At 63.8% G+C, this 25839-nt stretch carries 26 protein-coding genes; 20 read left to right on the top strand and 6 right to left on the bottom strand.

Annotated elements, in window-relative coordinates:
* Positions 1-130: 130 nt before the first annotated feature.
* Genes ACE3OV_RS01075 through ACE3OV_RS01040 form a run of 8 tightly spaced genes read left to right on the top strand, consistent with a single transcriptional unit; the run spans position 131 to position 7301 of the window.
* On the top strand, positions 131-1156 hold the full coding sequence (locus tag ACE3OV_RS01075; RefSeq protein ID WP_374324165.1) for an amidohydrolase family protein: 1026 nt from the start codon (positions 131-133) through the stop codon (positions 1154-1156).
* A gap of 10 nt (positions 1157-1166) precedes the next feature.
* A complete protein-coding gene (ligK, locus tag ACE3OV_RS01070; protein WP_374324163.1) occupies positions 1167-1862 on the top strand; it encodes a 4-carboxy-4-hydroxy-2-oxoadipate aldolase/oxaloacetate decarboxylase in 696 nt (231 codons plus the stop codon).
* Positions 1863-1864: 2 nt separating this feature from the next.
* Positions 1865-2806 carry an amidohydrolase family protein gene (locus tag ACE3OV_RS01065; protein WP_374324160.1) on the top strand — a complete coding sequence of 314 codons (942 nt, stop codon included), beginning with the start codon at positions 1865-1867 and terminating at the stop codon, positions 2804-2806.
* A gap of 3 nt (positions 2807-2809) precedes the next feature.
* Positions 2810-3253 carry a protocatechuate 4,5-dioxygenase subunit alpha gene (gene ligA / locus ACE3OV_RS01060; RefSeq protein WP_374324159.1) on the top strand — a complete coding sequence of 148 codons (444 nt, stop codon included), beginning with the start codon at positions 2810-2812 and terminating at the stop codon, positions 3251-3253.
* Positions 3254-4108: a class III extradiol dioxygenase subunit beta gene (locus ACE3OV_RS01055; RefSeq protein ID WP_374324157.1), complete on the top strand. Its 855-nt coding sequence runs from the start codon at positions 3254-3256 to the stop codon at positions 4106-4108.
* Positions 4105-5061, top strand: coding sequence for a Gfo/Idh/MocA family oxidoreductase (locus ACE3OV_RS01050; RefSeq protein WP_374324155.1), 957 nt, complete (start codon positions 4105-4107; stop codon positions 5059-5061). Before ACE3OV_RS01055 ends, ACE3OV_RS01050 begins: the two co-directional genes overlap by 4 nt.
* 12 nt (positions 5062-5073) lie before the next feature.
* Positions 5074-6069 (top strand): aldo/keto reductase, encoded by a 996-nt coding sequence (locus tag ACE3OV_RS01045; protein WP_374324153.1) that lies wholly within the window; start codon positions 5074-5076, stop codon positions 6067-6069.
* Entirely contained in the window at positions 6066-7301 is a 1236-nt protein-coding gene (locus ACE3OV_RS01040; protein ID WP_374324150.1) for an MFS transporter, read from the top strand. The genes ACE3OV_RS01045 and ACE3OV_RS01040 overlap by 4 nt, the downstream gene beginning before the upstream one ends.
* Here the strand turns inward: ACE3OV_RS01040 and ACE3OV_RS01035 are convergent.
* Entirely contained in the window at positions 7273-8181 is a 909-nt protein-coding gene (locus tag ACE3OV_RS01035; RefSeq protein ID WP_374324148.1) for a LysR family transcriptional regulator, read from the bottom strand. The genes ACE3OV_RS01040 and ACE3OV_RS01035 overlap by 29 nt on opposite strands.
* 121 nt (positions 8182-8302) lie before the next feature.
* On the opposite strand from ACE3OV_RS01035, the gene ACE3OV_RS01030 reads away from it, so the two are divergent.
* Both ACE3OV_RS01030 and ACE3OV_RS01025 read left to right on the top strand, forming a co-directional pair.
* Complete coding sequence (locus tag ACE3OV_RS01030) at positions 8303-8659, top strand: protocatechuate 4,5-dioxygenase subunit alpha (RefSeq protein ID WP_374324146.1); 357 nt, start codon at positions 8303-8305, stop codon at positions 8657-8659.
* A 3-nt stretch (positions 8660-8662) separates the two neighbouring features.
* Positions 8663-9499 carry a class III extradiol dioxygenase family protein gene (locus ACE3OV_RS01025; protein ID WP_374324144.1) on the top strand — a complete coding sequence of 279 codons (837 nt, stop codon included), beginning with the start codon at positions 8663-8665 and terminating at the stop codon, positions 9497-9499.
* Positions 9500-9611: 112 nt separating this feature from the next.
* Here ACE3OV_RS01025 and ACE3OV_RS01020 read toward each other — a convergent pair whose 3' ends face one another.
* Positions 9612-9962 (bottom strand): hypothetical protein, encoded by a 351-nt coding sequence (locus ACE3OV_RS01020; protein ID WP_374324142.1) that lies wholly within the window; start codon positions 9960-9962, stop codon positions 9612-9614.
* Between the two features lie 403 nt (positions 9963-10365).
* Here ACE3OV_RS01020 and ACE3OV_RS01015 point away from each other — a divergent pair, with 403 nt between their 5' ends.
* The 6 genes from ACE3OV_RS01015 to ACE3OV_RS00990 all read left to right on the top strand — a co-directional run bounded on the left by ACE3OV_RS01015 (position 10366) and on the right by ACE3OV_RS00990 (position 16429).
* Positions 10366-11007, top strand: coding sequence for a hypothetical protein (locus ACE3OV_RS01015; protein ID WP_374324140.1), 642 nt, complete (start codon positions 10366-10368; stop codon positions 11005-11007).
* A 90-nt stretch (positions 11008-11097) separates the two neighbouring features.
* A complete protein-coding gene (locus ACE3OV_RS01010; RefSeq protein ID WP_374324138.1) occupies positions 11098-12294 on the top strand; it encodes a cyclic nucleotide-binding domain-containing protein in 1197 nt (398 codons plus the stop codon).
* A 70-nt stretch (positions 12295-12364) separates the two neighbouring features.
* Positions 12365-13498 (top strand): glycosyltransferase family 4 protein, encoded by a 1134-nt coding sequence (locus ACE3OV_RS01005; RefSeq protein ID WP_374324136.1) that lies wholly within the window; start codon positions 12365-12367, stop codon positions 13496-13498.
* Positions 13483-14307 carry a lipopolysaccharide core heptose(I) kinase RfaP gene (rfaP, locus tag ACE3OV_RS01000; protein ID WP_374324133.1) on the top strand — a complete coding sequence of 275 codons (825 nt, stop codon included), beginning with the start codon at positions 13483-13485 and terminating at the stop codon, positions 14305-14307. The genes ACE3OV_RS01005 and rfaP overlap by 16 nt, the downstream gene beginning before the upstream one ends.
* Positions 14304-15071 carry a lipopolysaccharide kinase InaA family protein gene (locus tag ACE3OV_RS00995; protein ID WP_374324131.1) on the top strand — a complete coding sequence of 256 codons (768 nt, stop codon included), beginning with the start codon at positions 14304-14306 and terminating at the stop codon, positions 15069-15071. Before rfaP ends, ACE3OV_RS00995 begins: the two co-directional genes overlap by 4 nt.
* Positions 15068-16429 (top strand): lipopolysaccharide kinase InaA family protein, encoded by a 1362-nt coding sequence (locus tag ACE3OV_RS00990; RefSeq protein WP_374324129.1) that lies wholly within the window; start codon positions 15068-15070, stop codon positions 16427-16429. Before ACE3OV_RS00995 ends, ACE3OV_RS00990 begins: the two co-directional genes overlap by 4 nt.
* On the opposite strand, the gene msbA is transcribed toward ACE3OV_RS00990, so the two are convergent.
* Positions 16426-18219: a lipid A export permease/ATP-binding protein MsbA gene (gene msbA, locus ACE3OV_RS00985; RefSeq protein ID WP_374324126.1), complete on the bottom strand. Its 1794-nt coding sequence runs from the start codon at positions 18217-18219 to the stop codon at positions 16426-16428. The two genes, ACE3OV_RS00990 and msbA, sit on opposite strands and share 4 nt — an antisense overlap.
* A gap of 129 nt (positions 18220-18348) precedes the next feature.
* Between msbA and ACE3OV_RS00980 the strand changes: the two genes are divergently transcribed.
* Genes ACE3OV_RS00980 through ACE3OV_RS00965 form a run of 4 tightly spaced genes read left to right on the top strand, consistent with a single transcriptional unit; the run spans position 18349 to position 23267 of the window.
* Positions 18349-18948 carry a toluene tolerance protein gene (locus ACE3OV_RS00980; protein ID WP_374324124.1) on the top strand — a complete coding sequence of 200 codons (600 nt, stop codon included), beginning with the start codon at positions 18349-18351 and terminating at the stop codon, positions 18946-18948.
* 2 nt (positions 18949-18950) lie between these two features.
* Positions 18951-21143 carry a hypothetical protein gene (locus ACE3OV_RS00975; protein ID WP_374324122.1) on the top strand — a complete coding sequence of 731 codons (2193 nt, stop codon included), beginning with the start codon at positions 18951-18953 and terminating at the stop codon, positions 21141-21143.
* Positions 21144-21201: 58 nt separating this feature from the next.
* Positions 21202-22737, top strand: a complete 1536-nt coding sequence (locus ACE3OV_RS00970; protein ID WP_374324120.1) for an acyltransferase family protein — start codon at positions 21202-21204, stop codon at positions 22735-22737.
* On the top strand, positions 22704-23267 hold the full coding sequence (locus ACE3OV_RS00965; protein WP_374324118.1) for a hypothetical protein: 564 nt from the start codon (positions 22704-22706) through the stop codon (positions 23265-23267). The genes ACE3OV_RS00970 and ACE3OV_RS00965 overlap by 34 nt, the downstream gene beginning before the upstream one ends.
* On the opposite strand, the gene hisF is transcribed toward ACE3OV_RS00965, so the two are convergent.
* The 3 genes from hisF to ACE3OV_RS00950 are packed head-to-tail and all read right to left on the bottom strand — an operon-like array spanning position 23240 to position 25757.
* Positions 23240-23995, bottom strand: a complete 756-nt coding sequence (gene hisF / locus ACE3OV_RS00960) for an imidazole glycerol phosphate synthase subunit HisF (RefSeq protein WP_374324116.1) — start codon at positions 23993-23995, stop codon at positions 23240-23242. The genes ACE3OV_RS00965 and hisF overlap by 28 nt on opposite strands.
* Entirely contained in the window at positions 23989-24606 is a 618-nt protein-coding gene (gene hisH / locus ACE3OV_RS00955; RefSeq protein ID WP_374324113.1) for an imidazole glycerol phosphate synthase subunit HisH, read from the bottom strand. Before hisH ends, hisF begins: the two co-directional genes overlap by 7 nt.
* The gene (locus tag ACE3OV_RS00950; RefSeq protein WP_374324111.1) at positions 24603-25757 is read right to left on the bottom strand and encodes an N-acetyl sugar amidotransferase; all 1155 of its coding nucleotides are present in this window, start codon (positions 25755-25757) and stop codon (positions 24603-24605) included. Before ACE3OV_RS00950 ends, hisH begins: the two co-directional genes overlap by 4 nt.
* Between the last annotated feature and the right edge of the window lie 82 nt (positions 25758-25839).

The raw sequence follows: 25839 nt of genomic DNA, 5'->3' as shown, positions 1-25839 counted from the left end.
AAGGCATAGCAGCTAGTCGGGGCCTTTCCTGTTCAGTGGCCGGGCGCTTGCGCAGAATCGTTTCCTGAAATCACTGCGGCGCCGGCCTGTCGGCGCACGACGGACGACAACGAACGAAAGGGAAAACAACATGATCATCGACATCCACGGCCACTACACGACGGCGCCGAAAGCGCTGGAAGAATGGCGCAACCGCCAGGTCGCCAGCCTCAAGGACCCGGCGCTGGCGCCCAAGGTCAGCGAACTGCAGATCAGCGACGACGACCTGCGCCAGACCATCGAGCAGAACCAGCTCCGGCTGATGAAGGAACGCGGCGCCGACCTCACCATCTTCAGTCCGCGCGCCAGCTTCATGGCCCACCATATCGGCGACTACCAGACCTCGGCGACCTGGGCGGCAATCTGCAACGAACTGTGCTTCCGCGTTGCCGAACTGTTCCCGGACAACTTCATCGGCGCCGCGATGCTGCCGCAGTCGCCGGGTGTCGATCCGAAAACCTGCGTCGCCGAACTGGAAAAGTGCGTCAAGGAATACGGCTTCGTCGGCATCAACCTCAATCCAGATCCCTCGGGCGGCCACTGGACCAGCCCGCCGCTGACCGACCGCCACTGGTACCCGATCTACGAAAAGATGGTCGAGTACGACATCCCGGCGATGATCCACGTCAGTACCAGTTGCAACGCCTGCTTCCACACCACCGGTGCGCACTACATCAACGCCGACACGACGGCGGTGATGCAGTTGATCCAGGGCGACCTGTTCAAGGACTTCCCGACCCTGAAGTTCGTCATCCCGCACGGCGGCGGCGCCGCGCCCTACCACTGGGGCCGTTACCGCGGCCTGGCGCAGGAACTGAAGAAGCCGCTGCTCGACGAGCACCTGCTCAACAACGTCTTCTTCGACACCTGCGTCTATCACCAGCCGGGGGTCGACCTGCTGACCCGCGTCATCCCGGTCAAGAACGTGCTGTTCGCGTCCGAGATGATTGGCGCCGTGCGCGGCATCGACCCGCAGACCGGCCACTACTACGACGACACCAAGCGCTACATCGAGGCCGCCGACCTGACCGCCGAAGAGCGCTACATGATCTACGAAGGCAACGCCCGTCGCGTCTATCCGCGGCTCGATGCCGCCCTGAAGGCCCGTGGCCGCTGAGGAGAACACCATGACCCAACCGATGAACCAGCTTGGCATCGTCAAGCGCAATATCCAGCGCGCCGAGCGTGCCGCCGTTGAAAAACTGTCGCGCTACGGCGTCGCCACCATCCATGAAGCGATGGGCCGGGTCGGCCTGATGAAGCCGACGATCCGCCCGATCTACGCCGGCGCCCACCTGTGCGGCACGGCGGTCACCGTCCTGCTGCAGCCCGGCGACAACTGGATGCTGCACGTCGCCGCCGAGCAACTGCAACCGGGCGACGTCTGCGTCGCCGGCTGCACCGCCGACAGCACCGACGGCTTCTTCGGCGACCTGCTCGCCACCTCCTATAAATCGCGGGGCGCCGCCGGCCTGATCATCGACGGCGGCGTGCGCGACGTGAAGGACCTGACGGCGATGGGCTTCCCGGTGTTCAGCCGGGCGATCCACGCCAAGGGCTGCACGCGGGCGACGCTCGGTTCGGTCAACATCCCGGTGGTCTGCGCCGGCGCCATCGTCAATCCCGGTGACGTGGTGATCGCCGACGACGACGGCGTCGTCGTCGTGCCGGCCGCCCTCGCCCAGCAGGTGGCCGACGCCGCCGAAGCGCGCGAGAACAACGAGACCGCCAAGCGCGCCCGTTTCGCCGCCGGTGAACTCGGCCTCGACATGTATTCCCTGCGCGAACCGCTGGCCAAGGCCGGCCTCAAGTACATCGACTGAACATGAACGCACCGACGCCCAAGGAAATCATGGAATTCACCAAGACCCCCGGCTGGCTCGACTGGTACGCCGCTCCCAGCCTGCCCGCCTTCAAGCTGCCGGCCGGCGCGGTCGACGCGCACTGCCACGTCTTCGGTCCCGGCGCCGAGTTCCCCTACGCCCCGGAACGCAAATATACGCCCTGCGATGCCTCGAAGCAGCAGCTCTACGCGCTGCGCGACCACCTCGGCTTCGCCCGCAACGTCGTCGTCCAGGCCACCTGCCACGGCGCCGACAACCGGGCCATGCTCGATGCGCTGATTCACAGCGAAGGCAAGGCCCGTGGTGTCGCCACCGTGCGCCGCGCCGTCAGCGACGAGGAGTTGCAGGCGATGCACGACGCCGGCGTGCGCGGCGTGCGCTTCAATTTCGTCAAGCGCCTGGTCGATTTCACGCCGAAGGACGAACTGCTGGAAATCGCCGGCCGCATCGCCAAGTGGGGCTGGCATGTTGTTATTTACTTCGAGGCGGTCGACCTGCCCGAACTGTGGGATTTCTTCACCGCGCTGCCGACCACCGTCGTCGTCGACCACATGGGCCGGCCGGATGTGTCCAAGCCGGTCGACGGCCCGGAATTCGAACTGTTCCTCAAGTTCATGCGCGACCACCCGAACGTCTGGAGCAAGGTCAGCTGTCCCGAGCGCCTGTCGCTGAGCGGCCCCAAGGCGCTGAACGGCGAACGCAATGCCTACGCCGACGTCGTGCCCTTCGCCCGCCGCGTCGTCGAGGAGTTTCCCGACCGCGTGCTGTGGGGAACCGACTGGCCGCACCCGAATCTCAAGGACCACATGCCGGACGACGGCCTGCTCGTTGATTTCATCCCGCACATCGCGCCGACCGCCGAACTGCAGCAGAAGCTGCTGGTGGCCAACCCGATGCGCCTCTACTGGCCCGAGGAGGTCTGAGCCATGGCGCTCGACAAACCCTATCAGGACATTCCCGGGACGATCATTTTCGACGCCGAGCAGTCGCGCAAGGGCTACTGGCTCAACCAGTTCTGCATGTCGCTGATGTCGGCCGAGAACCGCGCCCGCTTCAAGGCCGACGAACGCGCCTATCTCGACGCCTGGCCGATGAGCGAGGAGCAGAAGCAGGCGGTGCTGGCGCGCGATCTCAACTGGTGCATGCGCACCGGCGGCAACATTTACTTCCTGGCCAAGATCGGCGCCACCGACGGCAAGAGCTTCCAGCAGATGGCCGGCTCGATGACCGGCATGAGCGAAGACGAATACCGCGCGATGATGCTGGCCGGTGGCCGCTCGGCCGACGGCAACCGCCGCCTCGGCGAGGACGGCGACGCGCAGCCGCAACACCAGCCGCAAGGCGCGGCCGGCAAGAAAGGAAACGCATAAATGGCCCGCATCACCGCTTCCGTTTACACCTCGCACGTGCCGGCGATCGGCGCCGCGCTCGACCTCGGCAAGACCGGCGAGGACTACTGGCAACCGGTATTCGCCGGCTACGATTTCGGCAAGCAATGGATCGCCGAGCAGAAGCCGGACGTCGTCTTCCTGGTGTACAACGACCACGCAACCGCCTTTTCGCTCGACCTGATCCCGACCTTCGCGCTCGGCACCGGCAGCGAGTTCAAGCCGGCCGACGAAGGCTGGGGGCCGCGGCCGGTACCGACCGTTTACGGCCACCCGGAACTCGCCGCCCATATCGCGCAATCGGTGATCCAGGAGGATTTCGACCTCACCCTGGTCAACAAGATGGACGTCGACCATGGCCTGACCGTGCCGCTCTCCCTGATGTTCGAGCAGCCCGAGGCCTGGCCGTGCCAGGTCATCCCGTTCGCGGTCAATGTCGTGCAGTACCCGGTGCCTTCCGGCCGGCGCTGCTTCCAGATCGGCCAGGCAATCCGCCGCGCGGTCGAGTCCTTCGACGAGGATTTGAACGTTCACATCTGGGGCACCGGCGGCATGAGCCACCAGTTGCAGGGGGCGCGTGCCGGCCTGATCAACAAGGAATGGGACAATCGCTTCCTCGACCGGCTAATCGACGATCCCGCCGGACTGTCCCAACTGCCGCACATTGACTACGTGCGCGAAGCCGGTTCCGAAGGCATCGAACTGGTCATGTGGCTGATCGCCCGCGGGGCGATGGCCGATATCGCGGGCGGACCCAAGCCCGTACTCAGGAAACGCTTTTATCATGTACCGGCGTCGAACACCGCCGTCGGCCATCTGATTCTGGAGAACCCATGAAACAAACCATCAAGGTCGCGCTGGCCGGTCCCGGCGCATTCGGCATCAAGCATCTCGACGCCATCAAGAACATCGCCGATGTCGAGGTCGTCTCGGTGATCGGCCGCGATCCCGAGCAGACCGCCAAGGTTGCCGCCCAGTACGGCATCCCGCACGTCGCCACCGACCTCGCGCAGTCGCTGGCGCTACCCGAGGTGGACGCGGTGATCCTGTGCACGCCGACCCAGGTCCATGCCGCTCAGGCCATTGCCTGCCTGCAGGCAGGCAAGCACGTCCAGGTCGAGATTCCGATGGCCGATTCCTGGGCCGACGCGCAGGCGCTGATCGACGCCCAGAAGGCGGCCGGCAAGGTGGCGATGGTCGGCCACACCCGTCGCTTCAATCCCAGCCACCAGTGGGTGAACAAGAAGATCGCGGCCGGCGAGTTCAACATCCAGCAGATGGACGTGCAGACCTATTTCTTCCGCCGTACCAACATCAACGCGCTGGGCCAGCCGCGCAGCTGGACCGACCACCTGCTGTGGCACCACGCCGCCCACACGGTCGATCTTTTCGCCTACCAGTGCGGTTCGCCGATCGTCAAGGCGAACGCCATCCAGGGGCCGATCCACCCGACGCTGGGCATCGCCATGGACATGTCGATCCAGTTGAAGGCCGCCAACGGCGCGATCTGCACGCTGTCGCTGTCCTTCAACAACGATGGGCCGCTCGGCACCTTCTTCCGCTACATCGGCGACAGCGGCACCTACATCGCCCGCTACGACGACCTCTACAACGGCAAGGAAGAGAAGATCGACGTCTCGCAGGTCGATGTCTCGATGAACGGCATCGAACTCCAGGACCGCGAATTCTTCGCCGCGATCCGCGAGGGCCGCGAGCCGAACGCCTCGGTCGGCAAGGTCTTCGACTGCTACCGGGTGCTCGGCGAACTCGAAAAGCAGCTTGCCGACTAAGCGGGGTTGAGCGTGCTGCGGAGAAAAGTCGGGCCGTTCGAGGTCGGGGCCATCGGCCTTGGCTGCATGAACCTGAGCCACGCCTACGGCCAGCCGCCGAGCGCCGAGGCGGCAGCCGCCCTGCTGCGGCAGGCGCTCGATAGCGGGGTCGATTTCTTCGACACCGCCGCGCTCTACGGCTTCGGCGCCAACGAGAGCCTGCTCGGCCGGGTCCTCGGCCCGCATCGCCAGCGTTTCGTGCTGGCCAGCAAGTGCGGCATGACCGGGGTCGATGGCAAGCGGGTGATCGACGGCCGCCCGGCAACGATCAAGGCGACCTGCGAGGCGGCGCTACAGCGTCTGCAGACCGAGGTGATCGACCTCTACTACCTGCATCGGCGCGACTTCAAGGTACCGATCGAGGACAGCGTCGGCGCCCTGGCCGATCTCGTCGCCGCCGGCAAGATCCGCGCAATCGGCCTTTCGGAAGTCTCGGCCGAAACCCTGCGCCGGGCGCATGCCGTACATCCGGTCAGCGCCGTGCAGAGTGAGTATTCGCTCTGGTCGCGCGAGCCGGAAATCGCCGTGCTCGAAACCTGCCGCGAGATCGGCGCGGCCTTCGTCGCCTTCAGCCCGCTGGCGCGCGGCTTCCTCGGCGGCGAGCTGAACGACCCGGCGGCGCAGTTGTCGCCCGGCGACCTGCGCCTGGCGATGCCGCGTTTCGCGCCCGACAACTACGCGCGCAACCGGCGCCTGCTCGACGGCTACCGCGCCATCGCCGAGGAGGCCGGCTGTAGCCCGGCGCAACTGGCGCTGGCCTGGGTCCTGCACCGGCAGCCGCATACGCTGGTCATCCCGGGCACCCGTTCGCCGGCGCATCTCGCCGACAATCTCGGTGCCGCCAACGTCAGCCTGGACGCCGCGCTGCTCTCCCGCCTCGACGCCCTGATCAACCGGCATACCGTCAGCGGTCCGCGCTACAACGCGGCGACGCTGGCCGAGATCGACACCGAGCGCTTCCCGGAATGAGCGCTGCGGGCCTGGCCGGGCGCATCGTCGAGCGCGCGCCGGCGCTCGGCCAGCCGAATTTCCGGCGTTATTTCTACGGCCAGATCTGTTCCGTCCTCGGCACCTTCATCCAGGCCGTCGCCATGTCCTGGCTGGTGTACCGGATCAGCGGTTCGCCGGTGCTGCTCGGGCTGACCGCCTTCCTGTCGCAGGCGCCGCAACTGGTGGTGGCGCCGCTGGCCGGCGTGATGATCGACCGCTACGACCGGCGCCGGCTGATGATCGGCCTGCAGTGCGTGTTTGCCGCGCAGGCCCTGGTCCTGGCCGGGCTGGTCTTCTTCGACGCGGTCGCCGTCTGGCACCTGCTGCTGCTCGCCGGCCTGCTCGGCGTCCTCAACAGTTTCGACCTGCCGACCCGGCAGAGTCTGCTGCTCTATCTGGTCGATGACCGGACGACGCTGCCCAACGCCGTCGCGCTCAATGCCGCGGTGGTGCACAGCGGGCGTTTGATCGGCCCGCCGGTCGCCGGGCTGCTCCTCGCGGTCGCCCCCGAAAGCCTGTGCTTCCTGATCAACGCGCTGTCCTACCTGGGGCCGATCTCGGCGGTGCTGGCGATTCGCGCCGAGATTCCCCGGCAGCGCGGCCTGAAGACCGCCAGCGCGCTGGTCGAGGTCGCCGCCTTCGTTCGTGCCACCGTGGACGCCAGGGTCGCCCTGCTGGCGGTGGCGATGGTCAATGTCACCGCGTCCTCCTACGTCGTGCTGATGCCGGTCTTCGCCAAGGAAGTCTTCGCCGGCAGCGCCCAGTCGCTGGGCTGGCTGCTCGGCATGGGCGGCGCCGGCGCGCTGACCGCTTCGCTCTATCTGTCGACCCGGGCGCGCAGCGAGATCCATCGGGATTTCGCGCTCGCCAGTTGCGCCGTCGCCGCCGTCGGCTTGCTCGGTTTCGCGCTGGCCGGCTACGTCGGCAGTCTGGCGCTGGCGCTGCCCATGGTCTGCCTGATCGGCGCCGGCATCGGCGCCACCAACATCGCCGCCAACACGCGCTTGCAGCAGCTCGCCCCGGAAGGATTGCGCGGCCGGGTGATCTCGATTTTCGGCTCGACCCGCTTCGGCTTCGATGCGCTGGGCGGTTTGCTTGCCGGCGCGCTGGCCTCGCTGCTCGGCGTCCTGCCGGTGGTCGCGGCGCTCGGCCTGCTCCTGCTGCCGGCCAGCCTGGCGCTGCTCAGGCGCTCGCCTCGACCCCCTGGCTAACCCGGTACAGCTTGTCGAGCAGCCAGCGCATCATCGGGTCGTGCTGGTAGCGCTGGTGCCAGATCGCGTACATCGGCATCTCCGGGCCGGCGAAGGGCGTCGCGGTGCGGGCGAACCCGGCCAGTTGGTTGCCGCCCAGGCGATGCGGCAGCGTCGCCAGGTAGTTCGATCCCTTGAGGAAGGCGCGGATGCCGCCGAAGCTGGCGACGCTGACGGCAAAGCGGCGCTGGATGCCGCGACGCTGCAGATGGTCGTCGATGTCCAGGTTGCGCTGCGGCTCGTAGACCACGGTGATGTGCTCGGCCGCCAGGTAATCGGCGAGATCGGCGGGGGGCGGGCGCACTGCCGGGTCGAAGAAGACCGCGTAGCTGTCGTTGAACAGCCGGCGCTGCAGGATGTCGGCGCCTTCCGGTGGGCGCGGCGAAATCGCCAACTGGCAGCGGTCCGAGCGCAGCAGTTCGGCGCTCGGGATATTGGACGGAATGACGCGCAGGCTGATCCCCGGCGCTTCTTCCTTGAGCAGCCCGAACAGCGCCGGCAACAGCAGGTCGCGCTGCAGGTCGTTGGCGGCGATGGTCAGCGTGCGTTCGAGGCTGGCCGGCGTGAAGCCGGCCTTGCTGCCGAACTGGTGCAGGCGGTCGAGCAGTTCGCGCGCCTCGGCGACCAGTGCGCCGGCCTGGGCGGTGGCGACCACCGAGCGGCCGGACTTGACGAACAGCGGGTCGCCGACGATGCCGCGCAGCTTGTCGAGCATGTGGCTGACCGCCGACTGGGTGACGCCCAGACGCTGCGCGGCGCGGGTCACCGAGCCTTCTTCATGGACGGCGATGAGCAGGCGCAGCAGTTTTCCGTCGAGGTCCAAATAATCGAAATCGTTCATGAATTGCATTATAAGCAATCTGTTTATTTTGTTGTTTGCTGGATGGAGAATCCCTCTCGGGCTAAGGGTTATCGCAGTCCGTCAGCAAGCAGCGATTCACAACACTTACAGGAGACGCAACATGAGCATTCGTCCGCCGAAGCGAACGATTCCCGGCGCACCGATCTTCGATCACGAGGCCGCCCGTCGCGGTTACGCGCTGAACAAGATGTGCTATTCGTTCAACAGCAAGGCCAACCGCGACGAGTTCGTCAGCGACGAAGCCGCCTATTGCCGCAAGTTCGGCCTCAGCCCGGAACAGACCCAGGCCATCCTCGGCCGCGACGTGCTGTCGCTGATCCGCGTCGGCGGCGGCGTCTATTTTCTCGGCAAGCTGGCCGGCGGCGTCCTGGGCCTCGACATGCAGGACATTGGTGCCCTGCAGACGGGGATGAGCAAGGAAGAATTCAAGGCCAAACTGGTCGCGGCGGGGAACTGAATCATGGCAAAAATCGTAGGCATCCTGACCACTTCGCACGTGCCGGCACTGGGCAAGGCGATCCATCTCAACCTCCAGCAGGACCCGTACTGGAAGCCCTTCTTCGACGGCTTTCCGGCGATCCGCGAATGGCTCGACCGGGTCAAGCCGGACATCGTCGTGTCCTGCTACAACGACCACGGCCTGAATTTCTTCCTCGACAAGCAGCCGACCTTCGCCATCGGCACCGCGCCGGAATACGTCAGCGAGGACGAAGGCTGGGGGATTCCGACGATGCCCAGCTTCCCGGGCGCCGAAGACCTTTCCTGGCACATCCGCGACAGCCTGGTGCGCGACGATTTCGACATGGTCACCTGCCAGGAAATGCTGGTCGACCACGCCTTCACGCTGCCCATGGCACTGCTCTGGCCGGAACAGAAGTGGCCGGTGAAGAGCGTCCCGGTCTGCGTCAACACCGTGCTCTTCCCGCTGCCGTCGGCGCGTCGCTGCTACCGGCTGGGCGAGGCGATCGGCCGCGCCATCGCCGCTTTCCCGGAAGACGCCAAGGTCCTGGTGATCGGCTCCGGCGGCTTGTCGCACCAGCTGGAAGGCGAGCGCGCCGGCTTCATCAACAAGGACTTCGACCTCAAGTTCATGGACAGCATGGTGAACGACCCGACCTGGGCCACCCAGTTCTCCGACGTCGATCTGGTCGAGCAGACCGGCAATGAAGGCGTCGAGCTGCTCAACTGGCTGGTCGCCCGCGGCACCGTGCCGGGCGCGGTCAAGGTGGTGCATTCCAATTTCCACATCCCGATCTCGAATACCGCGGCGGCGACCATGCTGTTCGAGCCGGTCTGAGACGGCGCGATCGTGGATTAACGAAGGGCGGGCAACCTTGCTCCGCCCTTTCGTCATTTTGGCCGCCCGTGCGCACAGGCCGGTCGTCCTCCTGCCGCTGCCTGCGCGGCGCTCAGGCCTGGCTATGCCGCTGGCCCATGACATCCTCGATGGCATTGATCTGCAACTCGAGCAGGCGTGCCGGCATTTTCGGTTCGCCCTGGGCATCGACTTCCCATCCTTCGAGTAGCATCACTTCAATGAGCGACTGTTCGAGGATCGCGGAGACCCGTTCGGTGGCGCGGGCGATGGCGGCATGCACCAGCTGCTCGGTCTGGCTTTCTTCGAGGCAGGAACTCTGGTATTCGTGCAGGAAGCGGGTGTCGGAGAGCAAGCGGGTCAGCAGCGAGGGGCATTGACAAAGGCGTACCACGCCCTGGTCCATGATACGGTTCAGCTGGTCCTGGGAGAATTTTTGTGCCATCGCCGCTTTCCTTTCCGTTGTCGTGTCTGCATCGTATGAGGGAAATGATTGCGGATATATCCGTATCATCCCGGATGTTGCTAGGTAAAACGACGGATCGAGCCTGAGCGCGGCGCTGCTGCCGGCTGGCGGAAGGGGGCCCGGAAGGGGGGAACAATGGAGGCTGGACTGAGTGCTTGATGCGGTATCGATCTTTTTTGCCGAGCGGGTGGAACCGCTGATTTTCGCTTTCAGGCGTCGGAAACGCCTGCGTGAATTCGGAATTGACGATCTCCGGGCTTTGCCCGCGGTGGCGGTCGATCTTGGCGATCCGGGCTGCCGTCGCGGTCGTCTCTGCGAACGGCTGATCCGGCTGTACCGGCGGTATTACGCCCGCTATTTTCAGCGCGGAGCGGATGGCAGCGTGATCCGGCGAGGCGGGGTAGCGGCGGTTCTGGCGCTCGACGACTACGCCGATTTCGCCGCTTACCAGGCGGCGGTCGGCAGGAAAGCCAGTTTTTTTTCGCGCAAGGCCAAGAAGGCTGCGAAACTCGGTTACAGCGTATCGCTCTTCAACCGCGCCAACCACACCCCGGATCTGCTGGCGCTGAAGAAATCGATGAAGTTCCGGGCCTTCGGTCCGGTCCTGGATGCCTTTTTCCTGACCCTGGGGCGACTGGGCGGGGCGCCGGTCAAGCTGCGGCCGCTGCGGCCAGTGGATTGCCCGACGCACTGGGAGCTCTGTCTCGGGGTTTTCCAGGACAGCCCGGGCTACCGTCAGGGCGCGCTGACGGTGGACCGCCGGCTGGTTGCCTACGTGCGTCTGCATCGCGTCGGCAGTCTGGTGCGCTACGCCGATTTCATGGGGCATCATGAGCAGCTGCCGGATGGCGTGATGATGCTGCTGCAACAGGAGATCGTCCGCTGGCTGATGCGAGGCGACGATCCGGCGGTGGCGGGAATCCGTCATGTCACTTACGGGGCAATCGAGCAGGGTAGCGCGGGCTTGCTGTTCTGGAAGCGCAAGGCCTTGTTTCGGCCGGTGCTTTTCGACTTTTCCGGGTAAGAGGTGGCGCGGGATACGGAAGATTTATTTACAAAAACAACAAAATAATAAAAAATGCTGTTTTTGTTAAATTCTCTTCCGGAGTTGCTCATGCGCGCTCATGCTTCCCCACTTCTCGCCGCCGACCTGCCGCTCGATGAAAATCTGCCTGCCACCCAGTTGCGTGCCTATGCCGGCGACGTCCTCTACACGGAAGGCATGCCGAGCAGCCATCTGTACGTGATCAAGGAAGGCGAAGTCGATCTGTACATGGTGCGCGAGGAAAAACGGGTGGTGATCGATACCCTGACGCGTGGCCATGTGTTCGGCGCGACGCCGCAACTGCTCAATGGGCGGCGTACCGACAATGCGGTGGCAAAGACCTACTGCGAGTTCTATCTGGTTGATGCCGAGGGCCTGGAGTCGGTTCTCGACAATACGCCGAAGCTGCTGCGCGGCATTCTCAAGACGCTGGCGATGCGCGCGTCGCGGGCCAGCGAAGTGATCGCCTCGCGGGTCAATTTCCAGCCGGAGATCGTCACCTACGCCCAGTTGCTCAGCCTGATCGGTGCCGCCCAGGTGCCCATGCAGGCGCGCAAGGCGGACGCCCGGAGCGCCGCACAGCCGGTCATCGCGCGGCCGGCGCTGGCCGCGGTTTTTGCCCAGGCACGCCAGTTGTTCGGGCACTCCGACGTGCATATCCGGCACATCCTGGGCAAGTTGCTGATGCTGCACCTGATCCAGCTCGACGAGGATCGCGACGGGGCCAAGTGCGTCGTCTTCTCGCCCGGCGAAATCGTCGCCAAGGCGCGCAAGGCGGGTGAGGCCGATCCCGATAATGGCAAGCTGGAGTACGAGTACATCAGCGTCGACGATTTCGCGGCGATGGTCGATCTCGATCGCAATCGCGTGTTGCAGAAGCTGGCGCGCAACGAGCTGAGCGAAGACCTGTTCACCTTCCGCAAATCGGAGGTGATCCGTCTGCTCGACGAGAAGGGCAAGAAGTTCTTCCAGGAGCGACGGGTCAAGGCGCCGGAAGAATTCTGCGACATCAGCGACATCGAGTTTGCCGATGCCAATTCGATCCAGGCCGTGCTGTCGCGCATCGATTCCTACGACCTCGGCAAGCTGCTCCATGTCGTTGAGGAGGCCGCTGTGCGCGATCGCATCCTCGGCAACCTGCCGCGTACCAAGCGCGCCGAGATCGAGAGCGAAAAATTCGACCGCGTCGATGAAATCGAGGTGCGGCTGATCGGCGAGGGCATCATCAAGGCGATCCAGGAAAAGATGCTGGCCCGCCGTAGCTGATCGCCCGGCGTGACCAGGGGGCGGGTTTGCCAGTAAAATCCGCCGCCTGATCTATGCGGCTTCGGCGCCCATGCAACTGGCTTTCTGCCTCTACAAATACTTCCCCTTCGGTGGCCTGCAGCGCGATTTCCTGCGCATTGCCCTGGCCTGCCAGGCGCGCGGTCACGCCATCCGCGTCTACACCTTGTCCTGGCAGGGCGAGGTGCCGACCGGCTTCGAGGTGGTCACGGTGCCGGTGCGGGCGCTGACCAACGCCCGCCGCTATGAAAAATTCTCCGCCTGGGTCGCGCGCGACCTGGCGCAGCGCCCGGCAGAACGCGTTGTCGGCTTCAACAAGATGCCCGGACTCGACGTCTATTTTGCTGCCGACCCCTGCTACGAAGAGAAGGCGCAGACATTGCGCAACCCGCTCTACCGGCTGTCCGGGCGCTACCGCCACTTCGCGGCGTATGAGCGGGCGGTGTTTGCGCCGGACAGCCGCACCGAAATCCTGATGATCTCGCAGGTGCAGCAGCCCTTTTTCGAAAAGCACTACGCGACGCCGAAGTCGCGTTTCCACCTGCTGCCGCCGGGCATCGCCCGCGACCGCCGGGCGCCGCCCGAGGCGCCGGCGATCCGCGCCGCCTTCCGCGCCGAATTCGGCCTTGCCGACGACGACCTGCTGCTCCTGCAGATCGGTTCCGGCTTCAAGACCAAGGGTCTGGATCGCTCGCTGCAGGCGCTGGCGCATCTGCCGGCGGAGTTGCGTGGGCGTACCCGGTTGATCGCGATCGGCCAGGACGAGCCGAGCCAGTTCAATCGCATGGCTGCTGGCCTTGGCCTGGCCGGGCAGGTCGACATCCTGGCCGGCCGCGGCGACATCCCGCGCTTCCTGCTCGGTGCCGACCTGCTGGTCCATCCTGCCTACAACGAGAACACCGGCACGGTGCTGCTCGAAGCCCTGGTCGCCGGGCTGCCGGTGCTGTGCTCGGCGGTCTGCGGTTACGCACACTACATCGACGAGGCGGCGGGTGGCCAGGTGATCCCTGAGCCTTTCGCGCAGGCGACGCTGGACGCTTTGCTCCGGGAAATCCTGGTCGACCGTGAACAACGCGCCGTCTGGCAGCGCAACGCCCTGGCCTGGGCGGCGCATGCAGACATCTACAGCAACGCCGAGCGCGCTGCCGAGATCATCCTGAAGGACGGGCCGTGCGCGACGAACTGAGTCTGGCGTCGCCCTTCGACAGCCTGTGGGCCGGGCAGGATGCCTTTGCCGCGGTCGACCGGCTGGAGGGTGAGGTGTTCCGCGAGCTCGACGGGCGTCGTACCTTCCGCACTGAAGTTGCCGGGCGCGGCTATTTCGTCAAGATTCATCGCGGCGTCGGCTGGGGCGAGATCGTCAAGAATCTCGTCTCGTTGCGCCTGCCGGTGCTCGGTGCCGGCAACGAATGGCGGGCGATCCGTCGCCTGGAAGAACTCGGCGTCGACACCATGCGCGCCGTCGCCTACGGGCGGCGCGGCGCCAATCCGGCGCGCGAGCACTCGTTCATCGTCACCGAGGAACTGGCGCCGACGGTCAGCCTGGAAGATTACTGCCGCGAGTGGCCTGGCACGCCGCCCGCCCCGGCGCTCAAGCGCGCGCTGATCCACCGCGTCGCCGCCATGGTCGGCAAGATGCACCGCGGCGGCGTCAATCACCGCGACTGCTACCTCTGCCACTTCCTGCTCCATCTCGACCCGGCGCCGAGCGCTGCTGCGCTGAAGCTCTCGCTGATCGACCTGCACCGCGCCCAGATCCGCGCGCAGACGCCGCGCCGCTGGCGCGACAAGGACCTCGCCGGACTCTACTTCTCGGCGCTGGAAATCGGCCTGACGCAGCGCGACTGGCTGCGCTTCCTGCGCGATTACTTCGCCCGGCCCTTGCGCGAAGTGCTGCGCGACGAGCAGGCGCTGCTCGCTCATCTGCACGCCGAAGGTGAGCGCTTGCTTGCGAAATATCACCGGAAATACGTGCCGACCGGAGGCGGGGCATGATCGACTGGCAGCGCAATCCCGACTACGCGGCGGGCCAGGCCGGCGCCGCCTTTGCCTCGCTCGATGCGGTGTTCGAGCTGCAGGGCGAGCGGGTGACGATCGATCCCGAGTCCGAAGTGATCCGTCTGCGCTGCGACGGCATCCTCTACTACGTCAAACGCTACACCATCGGCCGACGCAAGCTGGCACGACGCTGGTTCGGCCTGCGCGACATCTTCGGGCCGCAGCGGGCGGTCAAGGAATGGCGCAACCTGCAGCGCTTCCACGCCTGGGGACTGCCGACCGCGACGCTGGTGGCCTGGGGGCAGGAACGGCAGGGCGGACGCTTCGTGCGCGCCGCGCTGGTTACCGAGGAATTGCGTGACACGGTCGATTTGTCGAAGCTCTATTACGACGCTGATCCCAGATTGCGCGATGCGCGCTGGGTCGCCGCCGTGTCGACGCAGGTCGCCGCCTGCACGCGCGCGATGCACGCGCACGGCTTCGTGCACAACGACCTGAAGTGGCGCAACCTGCTGGTCACCAATGGGGAAACGCCGCAGCTCTACCTGATCGACTGCCCGAACGGCGGTTTCTGGATGCAGCCTTTCCTCGGCTACCGCATCGTCAAGGACCTCGCCTGTCTCGACAAGGTCGCCAAGTGCGCGTTGAGCCGCACGCAGCGGCTGCGCTTCTATCTCGATTACGCCGGCCGCTCGCGACTGACCGCAGCCGACAAGCGGAAAATCCGGAAAATCCTGGATTTCTTTGCGGGGCGGGAGTGAGCGCAGCGCAATTCACCTTCCTCGAGCGGGCCGGCTGGCCAAGCCCCGCGCCTTTCGTTCTCGCTTTGCCGGGGGGCGGCAGTCTGCAGTATCGAAACATACTGCGCTGGCTGCCCGGGCGCCGGGTCTCCGGTGAGGCCAGTTGGGATGGCCGCCCGGTCTTCGCCAAGCTGTTTTTTGGTGCGGCTGCGAGGCGTCATGCCGAACGCGAGCAGCAGGGGCTGGCAGCATTGCAGTCAGCCGGTCTGCCGACGCCAGCGCTGCTGGCTGTCGTCGATTTCCCCAGGGGGGAGCGGCTGCTGCTCAGCGAGTTCATGCCGGCGGCCCGTTCGCTGGAGGCGGCGCTCGGCGATCCCGCCAAGCTCTCGCCGGCGCTGGCGCTGCTCGGACGCCTGCATGCGGCCGGTCTGGTGCACGATGACCTGCACCTGGGCAATTTCCTGCTGGCTGAAGAAAAAATGCTCTTGATCGACGGCGACGGGGTGCGTCCGGGCAGCGCCGAGCAGCAGCGCGATAACCTGGCGCTGCTGCTGTCGCAATTGCCTGTTGCCCTCGATGGCTGGCGCGCTGGCCTGCTTTCCGCTTACGGAGAGCTGCCGGGAAGCGGCGGCCTGGACGATCTGGTCGATGCCTGGCGCCAGCGTCGCCGGCAGCGTTTTCTGGCGAAGACGCTGCGCGATTGCACGCAGTTTTCCGTCGTGCGGGAAAGCGGTCGATTCCTGGCCGTGCTGCGCAGTGCCGGGACTTCGCTGCTGCCTTTGCTGGCAGCGCCGGACCAGGCAATCGAACAGGGGCGACGGCTGAAAAGTGGCGCCACCTGTACCGTCGCTGCGCTCGCCATGGACGGCGGGCCGCTCGTCGTCAAACGTTACAACCGCAAGAACTGGCGCCATGCCCTGTCCCGGGCGTGGCGTCCAAGCCGGGCCTGGCATTCATGGCGGGAAGCGCATCGGCTGGCGTTTTACGGCATCGCGACGCCAAAGCCGCTGGCGCTGCTGGAAGAACGCTGGGGCCCGTTGCGCGGCCGGGCTTTTCTGGTCACCGAGTTTTGTCCCGGCGTCAGCCTGGCCGATGCGCTGCTTCCGGAACGCGTGCCGGAGCCAGCCCTGGCGCAATCCCTCGAGGTGTTCTTCGCCGTCCTGTGCCGGTTGCGCATTACCCATGGCGACCTCAAGGCGACCAATCTGCTCTGGCATGAGGGACAGCTGTGGGCGATCGATCTCGATGCAATGACCCAGCATCGCTCGGCGTCGGCCTTCCGCCGGGCCTGGCGGCGCGATCGCGCCCGCTTCTTGCGGAACTGGCCGGCGGGCTCCCCGCTGCACGACTGGCTGGCCCGCATCCTGCCGCCGGTTTAGGCCGTCAGTGGTATTTCCTGGAACTGCATGGCGTGCAGCCGGGCGTAGTGACCGTTCATTGCCAGCAACTGCGCATGCGTGCCGCGTTCGATGATGCGTCCCTGGTCCATGACCAGAATCAGGTCGGCCTTTTCGATCGTCGATAGCCGGTGCGCAATGACGATGGTCGTCCGGTTGGCGGTGGCGCTTTCCAGGGCCGCCTGGATGTGCCGTTCGGATTCGGTATCGAGAGCCGAGGTGGCTTCGTCGAGGATCAATAGTGGCGCGTTCTTGAGTATCGCCCGGGCAATGGCCAGGCGCTGGCGTTGCCCGCCGGAGAGCGTCACCCCGTTTTCGCCGATCAGCGTGTCGTAGCCTTGCGGCAGGCGTTCGATGAATTCGTGGGCATAGGCGGCGCGGGCAGCCTGTTCGATCTGTTCGCGGGGGAGTCCGGCCAGGTCGCCGTAAGCGATGTTGGCGGCGACGGTGTCGTTGAACAGGGTCACTTGCTGCGTGACCAGCGCGATATGGCGGCGCAGGTTGCGCAGCGTGTAGTCCTCGATGCTGACGCCGTCGAGCAGGATGGCGCCGTCCTCGTGCTGGTAGAAACGCGGGATCAGATTGGCCAGGGTGGATTTTCCGCTGCCGGAACGACCAACCAGGGCGACCATCTGGCCGGGTTCGACGCTGAAGCAAACGTCGTTGAGGACGCGCTGTTCGCTGCCCGGATAGCGGAAGTTCAGATTGCGTACCTCGACGTGTCCGCGAATGTCTTCACGCTCGACCTTGCCGTCGTTGATTTCCGGTGCTTCGTCGAGTTGGGCGAAGATGCTTTCCGCGCCAGCCAGGCCTTTCTGTATGGTCGAACTGACTTCGGACAACTGGCGGATCGGTTTGGGCAGCATGCCGGCGGCGGTGATGTAGGAAACCAGGTCGCCGACCGAGGCATCGCCGCGCAGCAGCAGAACCAGGAACAGGATCAGGGCCATCGTCGTGAAGGTGACGAATTGCAGGGCTGGCGTGAAGGTGGCGCTGGTCTTGACCATGCGCAACTGCTTGGCCATGTTGGCTTCGCTGGCCTGGCGGAAACGGGTGGATTCGTAATCCTCTCCGCCGAAACTGCGGACTACCCGGTAACCCTGTATGGTTTCCGAGGCGACATGGGTCAGATCGCCCATTGCCACCTGTATCTGCTTGCTCTGCTTGCGAAAGCGCCGGCTGGCCTTTTTCACCATCAGGCCGATGATCGGCAGTATCGCCACCATGACCAGCGTCAGCTTCCAGTTCATCCACAAGAGGTAGGCCAGCAGGAAAATCACCGTCATGCCTTCACGGATCACCACCTTGATGGCGTCGGTGGCGGCGCCGGTCACCATGGTCACGTTGTAGGTGATGCGGGAAATCAGGTGTCCGGAGTTGTGGTGGTCGAAATAGCTGTTGGGCAGGTGTAGCAGGGTATCGAACAGGGCCCGGCGCAAGTCATGGATCAGTCCGAGGGAGACCCGGGCGAGATAGTAGTTGCCGAGAAACGAGCCCAGTCCCTGCCAGCTGATGATGATCACCAGGAGAATGGGGACGCCGTAGGTCAGTTCAACCTGGCCAATGACCGGCAGCAGGTGGGTGGCCGATTCGGGCGTGCTCAGGCCGTCGACGAAGTACTTCAGGACGACTGCCATCATCGGTTGCGAGGAAGCGAAGATGGTATGGCCAAGAAGGCTGATGACGAACAGGCCGATGAAGGGCCGCAGGTAAGCGAGCAGGCGGAAGTAGATCTGCAGCGAGGAGTCCGGGTTGTGGCCGTTATGCGGCATGGGGCGTTTTCTGCGAGCGGGTGTGAATCAGGGTGGGCGGCAGTTTAACATGGTGCATTATTCGCGCCGGTGAAGTCACAAAACGGTAAACTGGCGGATTTTTCGGGGGCAGGGGCAGCCGTGAGGACGATGACGCAGCAGGATTTTCTTGCCTTGAGCGAGGGGGCCAGGCGTCTGGAGAGCGATGGTTTCGGTCCCAAGGTGCTTGCCTTGGCGGACGGCACGATGATCAAGCTGTTTCGTCGCAAGCGCTTGATCTCTTCGGCGGCCTTGTTTCCCTACGCCAGTCGTTTTGCCAGGAACGCGCAGAAATTGCACCAGCTCGGCATTCCCGCGCCCGTGGTGATCCAGGTGGCGCGCATCGACGGGATGGCGCGGGACATGGTGCATTATCGCCCCCTGCCCGGGGAAACCCTCCGCGAGCTGCTTGAGGCAGGGCTTGCCGCAGAGCGTTTGCAGGCGCTCAAGGCGCAATTCACCCGCTTCGTCATCCGCCTGCACGACGCAGGGGTCTACTTCCGCTCCCTGCATCTCGGAAACGTCGTGCTGACGCCAGAGGGTGAGTTGGGGCTGATCGATTTTTCCGATCTCCGGGTTTATCCGTGGCGTCTGGGGTCCTATCTGCGTGCCCGTAACATGCGCCGGCTGCAGGGGATCGACCGCGAGCGCGAATGGTTTGATCGGGCAGTGGTCTTGGCGGCTGCCAGGAAACGTCGGGGAGGGCATTGATCGTGAGCGTCGCCCGCTTTTTGCCACATCTGCTGGCCTATCTGCTGCGCGGCAGATTTTCCCTGCCCCGCGGGCATCTGCCGCCGGCAGGCCACGTCGTTCCGGAAGGTTTTGCGGGGCTTGGTGTCGCCGCTGCGGAAGATCCCGCGGTTGACGACTGGCTGATCGAAACGCTGGAGTGCGCCCGACTGCGCAATGTGCGCCTCGATTTTTCCTATGGCGATACCGCGGGGGCGACGGCGCGCCTGCTGGATCGTTTGCTGGCCCGGGGATTTCGGGTTGTCCTGCATCTGCTGCAGCCAGCCGAGGCGGCGCGGGCGATGCCGGAGGCGGCGGCGAACGAGGCCTGGCGCGCGTTTCTCGGGCAGGTGCTGGACCGCTACGGCGCGCGGGTGGCGATGATTGAAGTCTGCTCGACGGTGAATCGGCGGCGCTGGGCGGGTTATTCCATCGACGGCTTCCTGGCAGCCTGGGAGATTGCCTGGGGCGAAACGCGTGCCCGCGGGCTGACGCTGGCCGGGCCCAGCATCACGGATTTCGAACCGCCGTGGACGGTTGGCGTGCTGGCGCTGCTGCGCGAGCGGGGGCTGTTGCCGGACATTCATACGGACAATCTGTTTGCCGAACGTAGCACCGAGCCGGAACGCTACGATCACAAGGTTTTTGGCCATTTTCTGGCGCCCTTGGCCAAGGTGAACCTGATCAAGAAGGCCCGCCTGTTGCGAAGGATTGCTGGCGATTTCGGGGTGCCGCGCCTGTTTTCCCCGGCCGCTTTCTGGACCTTGCCCCGCATCGAGCGCTCCTTGCCCGATAGCGAACAGAAGCAGGCCGATTACCTGGCCCGCTACATGGTGCTTTGTGCTGCCTCGGGGGCGCTTGAGGGGGCGTGGTGGGGGCCGTTGATCTGCCATCGGGAAGGCCTGGTGGACGATGCCGTGACCGCCTACCCGGTGCTCGAGAGAATCACCCATTACCGTTCGGTGACCGGGGCGTTGGCAGATTTCCGCGTCCGGCCGGCCTTCGCCGCGCTGCGCACCTTCAATCAGCTGATTCCCGGGGCGACTTACGAAGGCCGGCTGAATTCGGGGCAGGGGCTGGAAGTGCATGCCTTCCGCAACGCGGCGCAGCTGATTCACGTCGTGTGGACCATCAACGCAGGCGCAGCGGCCTTGTCGGACATCTATGCAGCGGACGATTGGGCTGCCGCAGCTTGTGTCGACCGCGATGGGGAGGCGCTGGCCGAGCGGCCGACCCTGGCGACCGAGGCGCCGATCTATCTGTGCTGGCCAGCCTCGCGTTCAGTCAGCATCAATGCCGCAGCGGCGACCTTGCCCGGGGTGCGCCTGCATCGTCACCTGCCAGGAAAGCAGCCCTACTTCTTCCGCGAGCGGGGGTTGAGAGGCATCGTCCTGGCCGGGGGGGAGGCTGAAGCCACCCGCCTTTTCGCCGCCCTCTCGCCGGCGGAGCTGCAACAGCCTGGTCGCCAGGGCAGTCTCCGCCATGCCCGGAATGCCATCTGGACGCTGACCGATCCCACTGACGGAAAGCGCCTTCTGGTCCTGAAGCAACCTGTCAGAATGCCGCTTCACAAGCGTTTGCTGGATCGCAACAAGCCGTCCAAGGCGCTCAGAAGCTGGTCGGGAACGCACGAACTGCTGCGTCGCGGACTGGGGGCTGCACCGCCGGTGGCCTGGATCGAGCAGGAGAACGATCCCGGGCGCAAGGAAAACATCTACGCCTGCGAATATGTATCGGCCGATTTCTCGGCCCGCGAACTGATGGCGGCTTACGCCACCGGTGCCGAGGAATATCAGGGAGTTGCTGCTGCCGATGCCTATGCTGCACTCAGCCGGTTTTTGCGGACCATGCATGGATCGGGCATCTTTTTCCGCGATCTGTCGGGGGGCAACATCCTGATCCGGCGCGGTAACGCAGGCGAACTGCAGTTCAGCTTGATCGATACCGGGCGCATCCGGGTTTATCCGCGCGGTCTCACCGCCGGGCGGCGCATGGCGGACATGGTCCGGGTGGGGAACAAGCTGGACCGGGTCGGCCGGGAGCGCCTGATGGAACACTATCTGGGACAGCCCATGAATTGGTTGCAGCGTCTGCAGTTCCGCCTGTACGACTGGAAAGTCGGGGCCAAGCGCCGGTTCGGGCGCAAGGCGGTGAAGCGTTTGTTCCGTGCCAGATGAAGCGCCACCCCGGATTGCAACAAGTAACTGAAAACACGGTACGACCGGAGTTGGGCCGATGATCGCTTACAGACGGGAAATTGACGGTTTGCGCGCACTTGCCGTGCTGCCCGTCATTCTTTTTCACGCCGGTGTTGAGGTATTGCGCGGTGGCTTTGTCGGGGTTGATGTTTTTTTCGTCATCAGCGGTTATCTGATCACTTCCATCATCCTTTCGGAGCAGGAGGCAGGCGTTTTTCGCCTCTCCCAGTTCTGGGAGCGGCGGGCACGAAGAATCCTGCCGACCCTTTTCCTGGTTATTGGCGCGAGCATTCCTGCCGCCTTTTTTCTGCTTGATCAGTTCGAACTCCACACTTACTCCAAAAGCGTGGTGGCTGCCTCCTTGTTCTTTTCGAATTTCCATTTCTGGAAAGACGGTGGCTATTTCGAGACAGCGGCCGAGCTGAAGCCGCTGCTTCATACCTGGAGTCTGGCGGTTGAGGAGCAGTACTACATCTTTTTCCCGCTCTTGATCTTGCTGGCCTGGCGCTTCGGGAAAAGAGGCATGCTGCTCCTCCTCTCACTGCTCGCCACCGGCAGTTTTGGCTTGTGCCTGTGGGCTTCCCGGGCCAGCCCCGACGCTGCCTTCTTCTTGCTGCCAATGCGCCTGTGGGAGCTCGCCATCGGGGCGTTTATCGCCTTGTACTGCTTCAGGAACGAGGTGAAGAAGGATCTCGGGCTTTTCGGCGAGCTCCTTGCCATCGCGGGGCTGTCGCTGGTCCTTGGCGCTGTCCTGACCTATTCCAGTGCCATTCCCTTTCCCGGGGTTTATGCGCTGGTGCCGACGCTGGGCGCGGCGCTGCTCATCCTGTTTGCGACCCCTTCGACCCTGGTCGGGGGCTTTCTGGCGAGTCGGGTCATGGTTGGGATAGGTCTTGTCAGTTACAGCGCTTACTTATGGCATCAGCCAGTATTTGCCTTTCTGCGACACGTTCATGAGGCCTTGAGCCCGGCGGCGATACTGCTGGGGGCGGGCTTGGTTTTCTGCCTGTCTTTCCTCTCCTGGAAATATGTCGAGCTGCCGTGCCGGAACCGCTTGAGCCTTCCCCGGGCGAGATTCCTCAAATTGATCGGCGCGCTTGGCGTGAGCGTCATCGTCGTCGGTCTGTCGGGGGCGAAGCTGTTTTCTGCCAAGGCCAAAACCGGTGCCGAGTTGGCACTGGCGACGGAGCTCGTCGGGAGAGGCGCAGTTTATGCGTCCAATATGGATGAAAGGTGGTTCGTCAAAAGCCGGATCGCCGTTGAAGAGATGACTCCGGATACGCTGGTCCTTGGCTCGTCAAGAATCATGCAGGTTGGTGAGGGGGTTTTGGGCGGTAAGCCGCTCAACCTTGCCGTGAGCGGGGCTGGGCTTGAGGATGGAATTGCCCTGCTGGGCCTGGCTTTCGCGAAGTTTGAACCGAAAACCGTGCTGCTCGGCGCCGATCCCTGGCTGTTCAACGCTGCAGCCAGCAAGAAACGCTGGCGCAGCATCGCCGATGACTACCAGCCGGATTGGCTGCCATCCGGGATGGGCGGTCCTTGCCCACGGCTGAACAAAACCTGGATGCGGTGAGGAATGAAAAGGTGGCGGGGTTCTACGCTTTCTACCGGGCGCTGAATCTGAGCTACAAAAGCTTTCCCGCTCATGATGGCCATGAGACTCGTGCCAAGATCAGGGCAGATGGTTCCCGGGTCTATGGGCTGGCTTATGTGAGCAGGACGCCAGAAGAGGTGATGCGTGGCATTGGCAGTGCGCTGGATTACTCGATGCAGGACTATGTCTTCGATGCTGCCCGGCGCGATGACTTTGAGCGACTATTGAACTACTACAAGGGCAAGACGAATCTGCTGCTCGTGCTGTCTCCCTATCATCCGGCGGTCTATGCCCTGATGGAAAAAGAGCGGCCGGAATTTTTGGCGATCGAAAATTCCTTTGTCGAGATGGGGAGGCGACAGGGGGTCAAAGTCGTCGGCTCTTACAACCCTGCGGCGGTGGGGTGTTCCGCCGCTGATTTTTATGATGGCATGCACCCCAAGGATTCCTGCATGAAAAAGGTCCTGAGAGAGCTTGGCGCTCAGACCCGTTTCAACGGGATGCCGTAGTTTTTCAGGAAGGCCTTTGCCCGAAGGGGGTTGTTGTCGCCGAAATTGAACAGGCTGCCACAGGCTGCGCCATCAACCCCGGCATCGAAGGCTTCCTTCAGATGCAGGAAGTGTCCGGCGCCGGCGGCAGCGATCAAGGGCACGGGACTGAGCTGGACGGCACGCTGCAGCAAGTCCAGGTCGTAGCCTTGCATGACGCCATCGAATTCGATGCGCTGCAGGAGTATTTCCCCGGCGCCAGCTGCCACCACCCGGGATATGTGGTCTTCAAGGGAGAACGCTTCTTTGTTTCGCCCGCAGTTCGAGTACAAGACGTACTCGCCGTCTTCCTTTCGCACATCGATGCCGACGATGATGGCCTGGCGCCCATAGTGCTCGGAGATTTCGGTGATCAGCCGGGGAGTGGAATAAGCGGCGCTGTTGATCAGTACCTTGTCGGCGCCTGCCTCAAAGAGTTGGGCTGCATCTTCGACGTTCCAGATGCCACCGCCTGCTGTCAGGGGGACGAAACAATGCTCGGCAATCCGCGCGACAGCCGAGACGAGTTGCGCGATCTGTTGTCCATGGCGATCGATGTTCAGCAGCACCAGTTCGTCGGCATCCTGGTCGCTATAGACTTTCGAGCTTTTTACCGGGTCGCCGACGTCGCGTGCGCTGTCGAAAGCCTTTGTCTTGATCAGACGCCCTTCCGAGAGCAATTCGATGGGGATGATTCGTCGTTTCAGCATGTCCCGTCCCAGATGCAGAAGTTGTCGAGTAAGCGTAATCCGTTTGCCTGGCTCTTTTCCGGGTGGAACTGGGTGCCGATGACGTTTGACTTGCCCACGATCGAGGGAAAGGTTTCGCCGTATTCGGTCTGGGCAATGACGGCGCTCGTATCGGCGGCGACGAATCGATAGCTGTGAACGAAATAAAAGTCCACATCGTCCCTGATTCCGTCAAGGACCGGATGTTTCCGTGACTGATGGGCGTTGTTCCAGCCAACATGAGGCAAGCGCAAGTCGCTGACGGCAAGTGGGACGACTCGACCTGGCACCAAGCCTAGCCCCTCGGTTTCCCCCCCTTCGCTACCGAATTCGGCAAGCAGTTGCATGCCGAGACAAATCCCCAGTATCGGTCTGCCCGATGCTGCAAAATCGCGGATTGCTTCGAGTAAACGGCTTTGGCTCAGGCGCTGCATTGCCGTAGCGAATGATCCTACGCCGGGTAAGATCAAATGGCTGATCTCGTTGAATTCGTCCGGGGTCCTGACCGGCTGGGTATCCCAGCCCTGGCTGTAGAGCGCGTTGCGCAGGGACCCCAGATTGCCTATCCCGATGTCGATGACGCCGATGCTCAAGCTTTACGCTCCCGGTACCAGCGATCAAAGTCACTGGTGCGCGGGCCCCACTGTATGGTCTTGAAGTCGGGGCTATGCGGCGGTACGGCGAGCTTGGCGACGATCTCGTTGAATTCGTTCTCGTCCATTTCAAGGAACTCGAGGAAAAGTTCCAGGGAAGGGGGCTTCTTTCCTTCCCATTCGGCGACGAGTCGATCGGCTTCTTCCTTGGTCAGCCGGCCATTGCGGATGTCAAGCGCGGTCATCTGGGTGACCCGCGAATAGCCGCGCTTGGCAAATTTCAGGTAGTCGCGCACCCCTTGCATGGCGCATTCGATTTTTTCATAGGAGTAAAGGTGTGGCGGCAGGCCTTCCACCTCGTCGCCCTGCCAGCCGAGTTCGTCCATGATGAGCCTGGATTGCCGCTTGACGTCCCAGGGGATGAATGAGCCCAGACAAACCGAACGGTAGCGAAGCTTCTTCAGGTCGCGCAGGGCGGGGTAGGTATAGGGCGTGAGATCGCGCGGATCGAGGTCGAAATCCTTTTCGATCATGCCCTTCATGTCTTCGGCAGTGATTCCAAGGTTAACAAAGCGATTGAAGCGTGCTTCATCGACCTCCTCGACGACATCGTCACGGTAGTCGTAGTAGGCGGTGTATTCGGATGATGGCTCACCCCAGAAAACCAGCGGCACATTGAACTTGATCGCCAGATGCATCGGGTAGGCAAAGATGCCGGTGTGGCAGTGCCAGCAGAAGTCGCCCTTGCGGATCAGTGCCTCGCGCATCAAGCGTTTCACCACTTTCCAGTTGGGCGTGAAGCTGATGACATCGACCCCCAGTTTCTTGAAGGTGCGCTCGTTGTTGGCCAGCAGGTTCGGTCGCATGAAGCCGTGGTTGAACTGGACGACCAGGGGCTTCAGCTTGTATTCCTTGATCAGGTGGTAAAGCGTGAAGGTTGAATCCTTGCCGCCGGAAAAGGGGACCAGGCAGTCGTAATCGTATTTGCCGCGATATTGCTCGATCAGGTCGTCAAGCATGGTTTTCCGGGCAGACCAGTCGATGGCGCCTTGCTTGAACTGCTGCTGGCGACAGATATTGCAGACACCATTGGCATCGAATTCAATGGTTTCGTAGGTTTCCGGCAGGCCGCAGCGGGTGCATTTTTTCATTCGTCGATCTCCAAGGTATCCGATGTTGCCCGTGCGGCAGTGGCAGCGTTCATGAATCGCACGGGCTTGTTGATATCCGGTT

This window comes from Azonexus sp., from assembly GCF_041909095.1.
GTDB lineage: Bacteria > Pseudomonadota > Gammaproteobacteria > Burkholderiales > Rhodocyclaceae > Azonexus.
The sequence above is the reverse complement of the archived record's forward strand: the minus strand, read 5'-3'. Positions and strand labels throughout refer to the sequence as shown.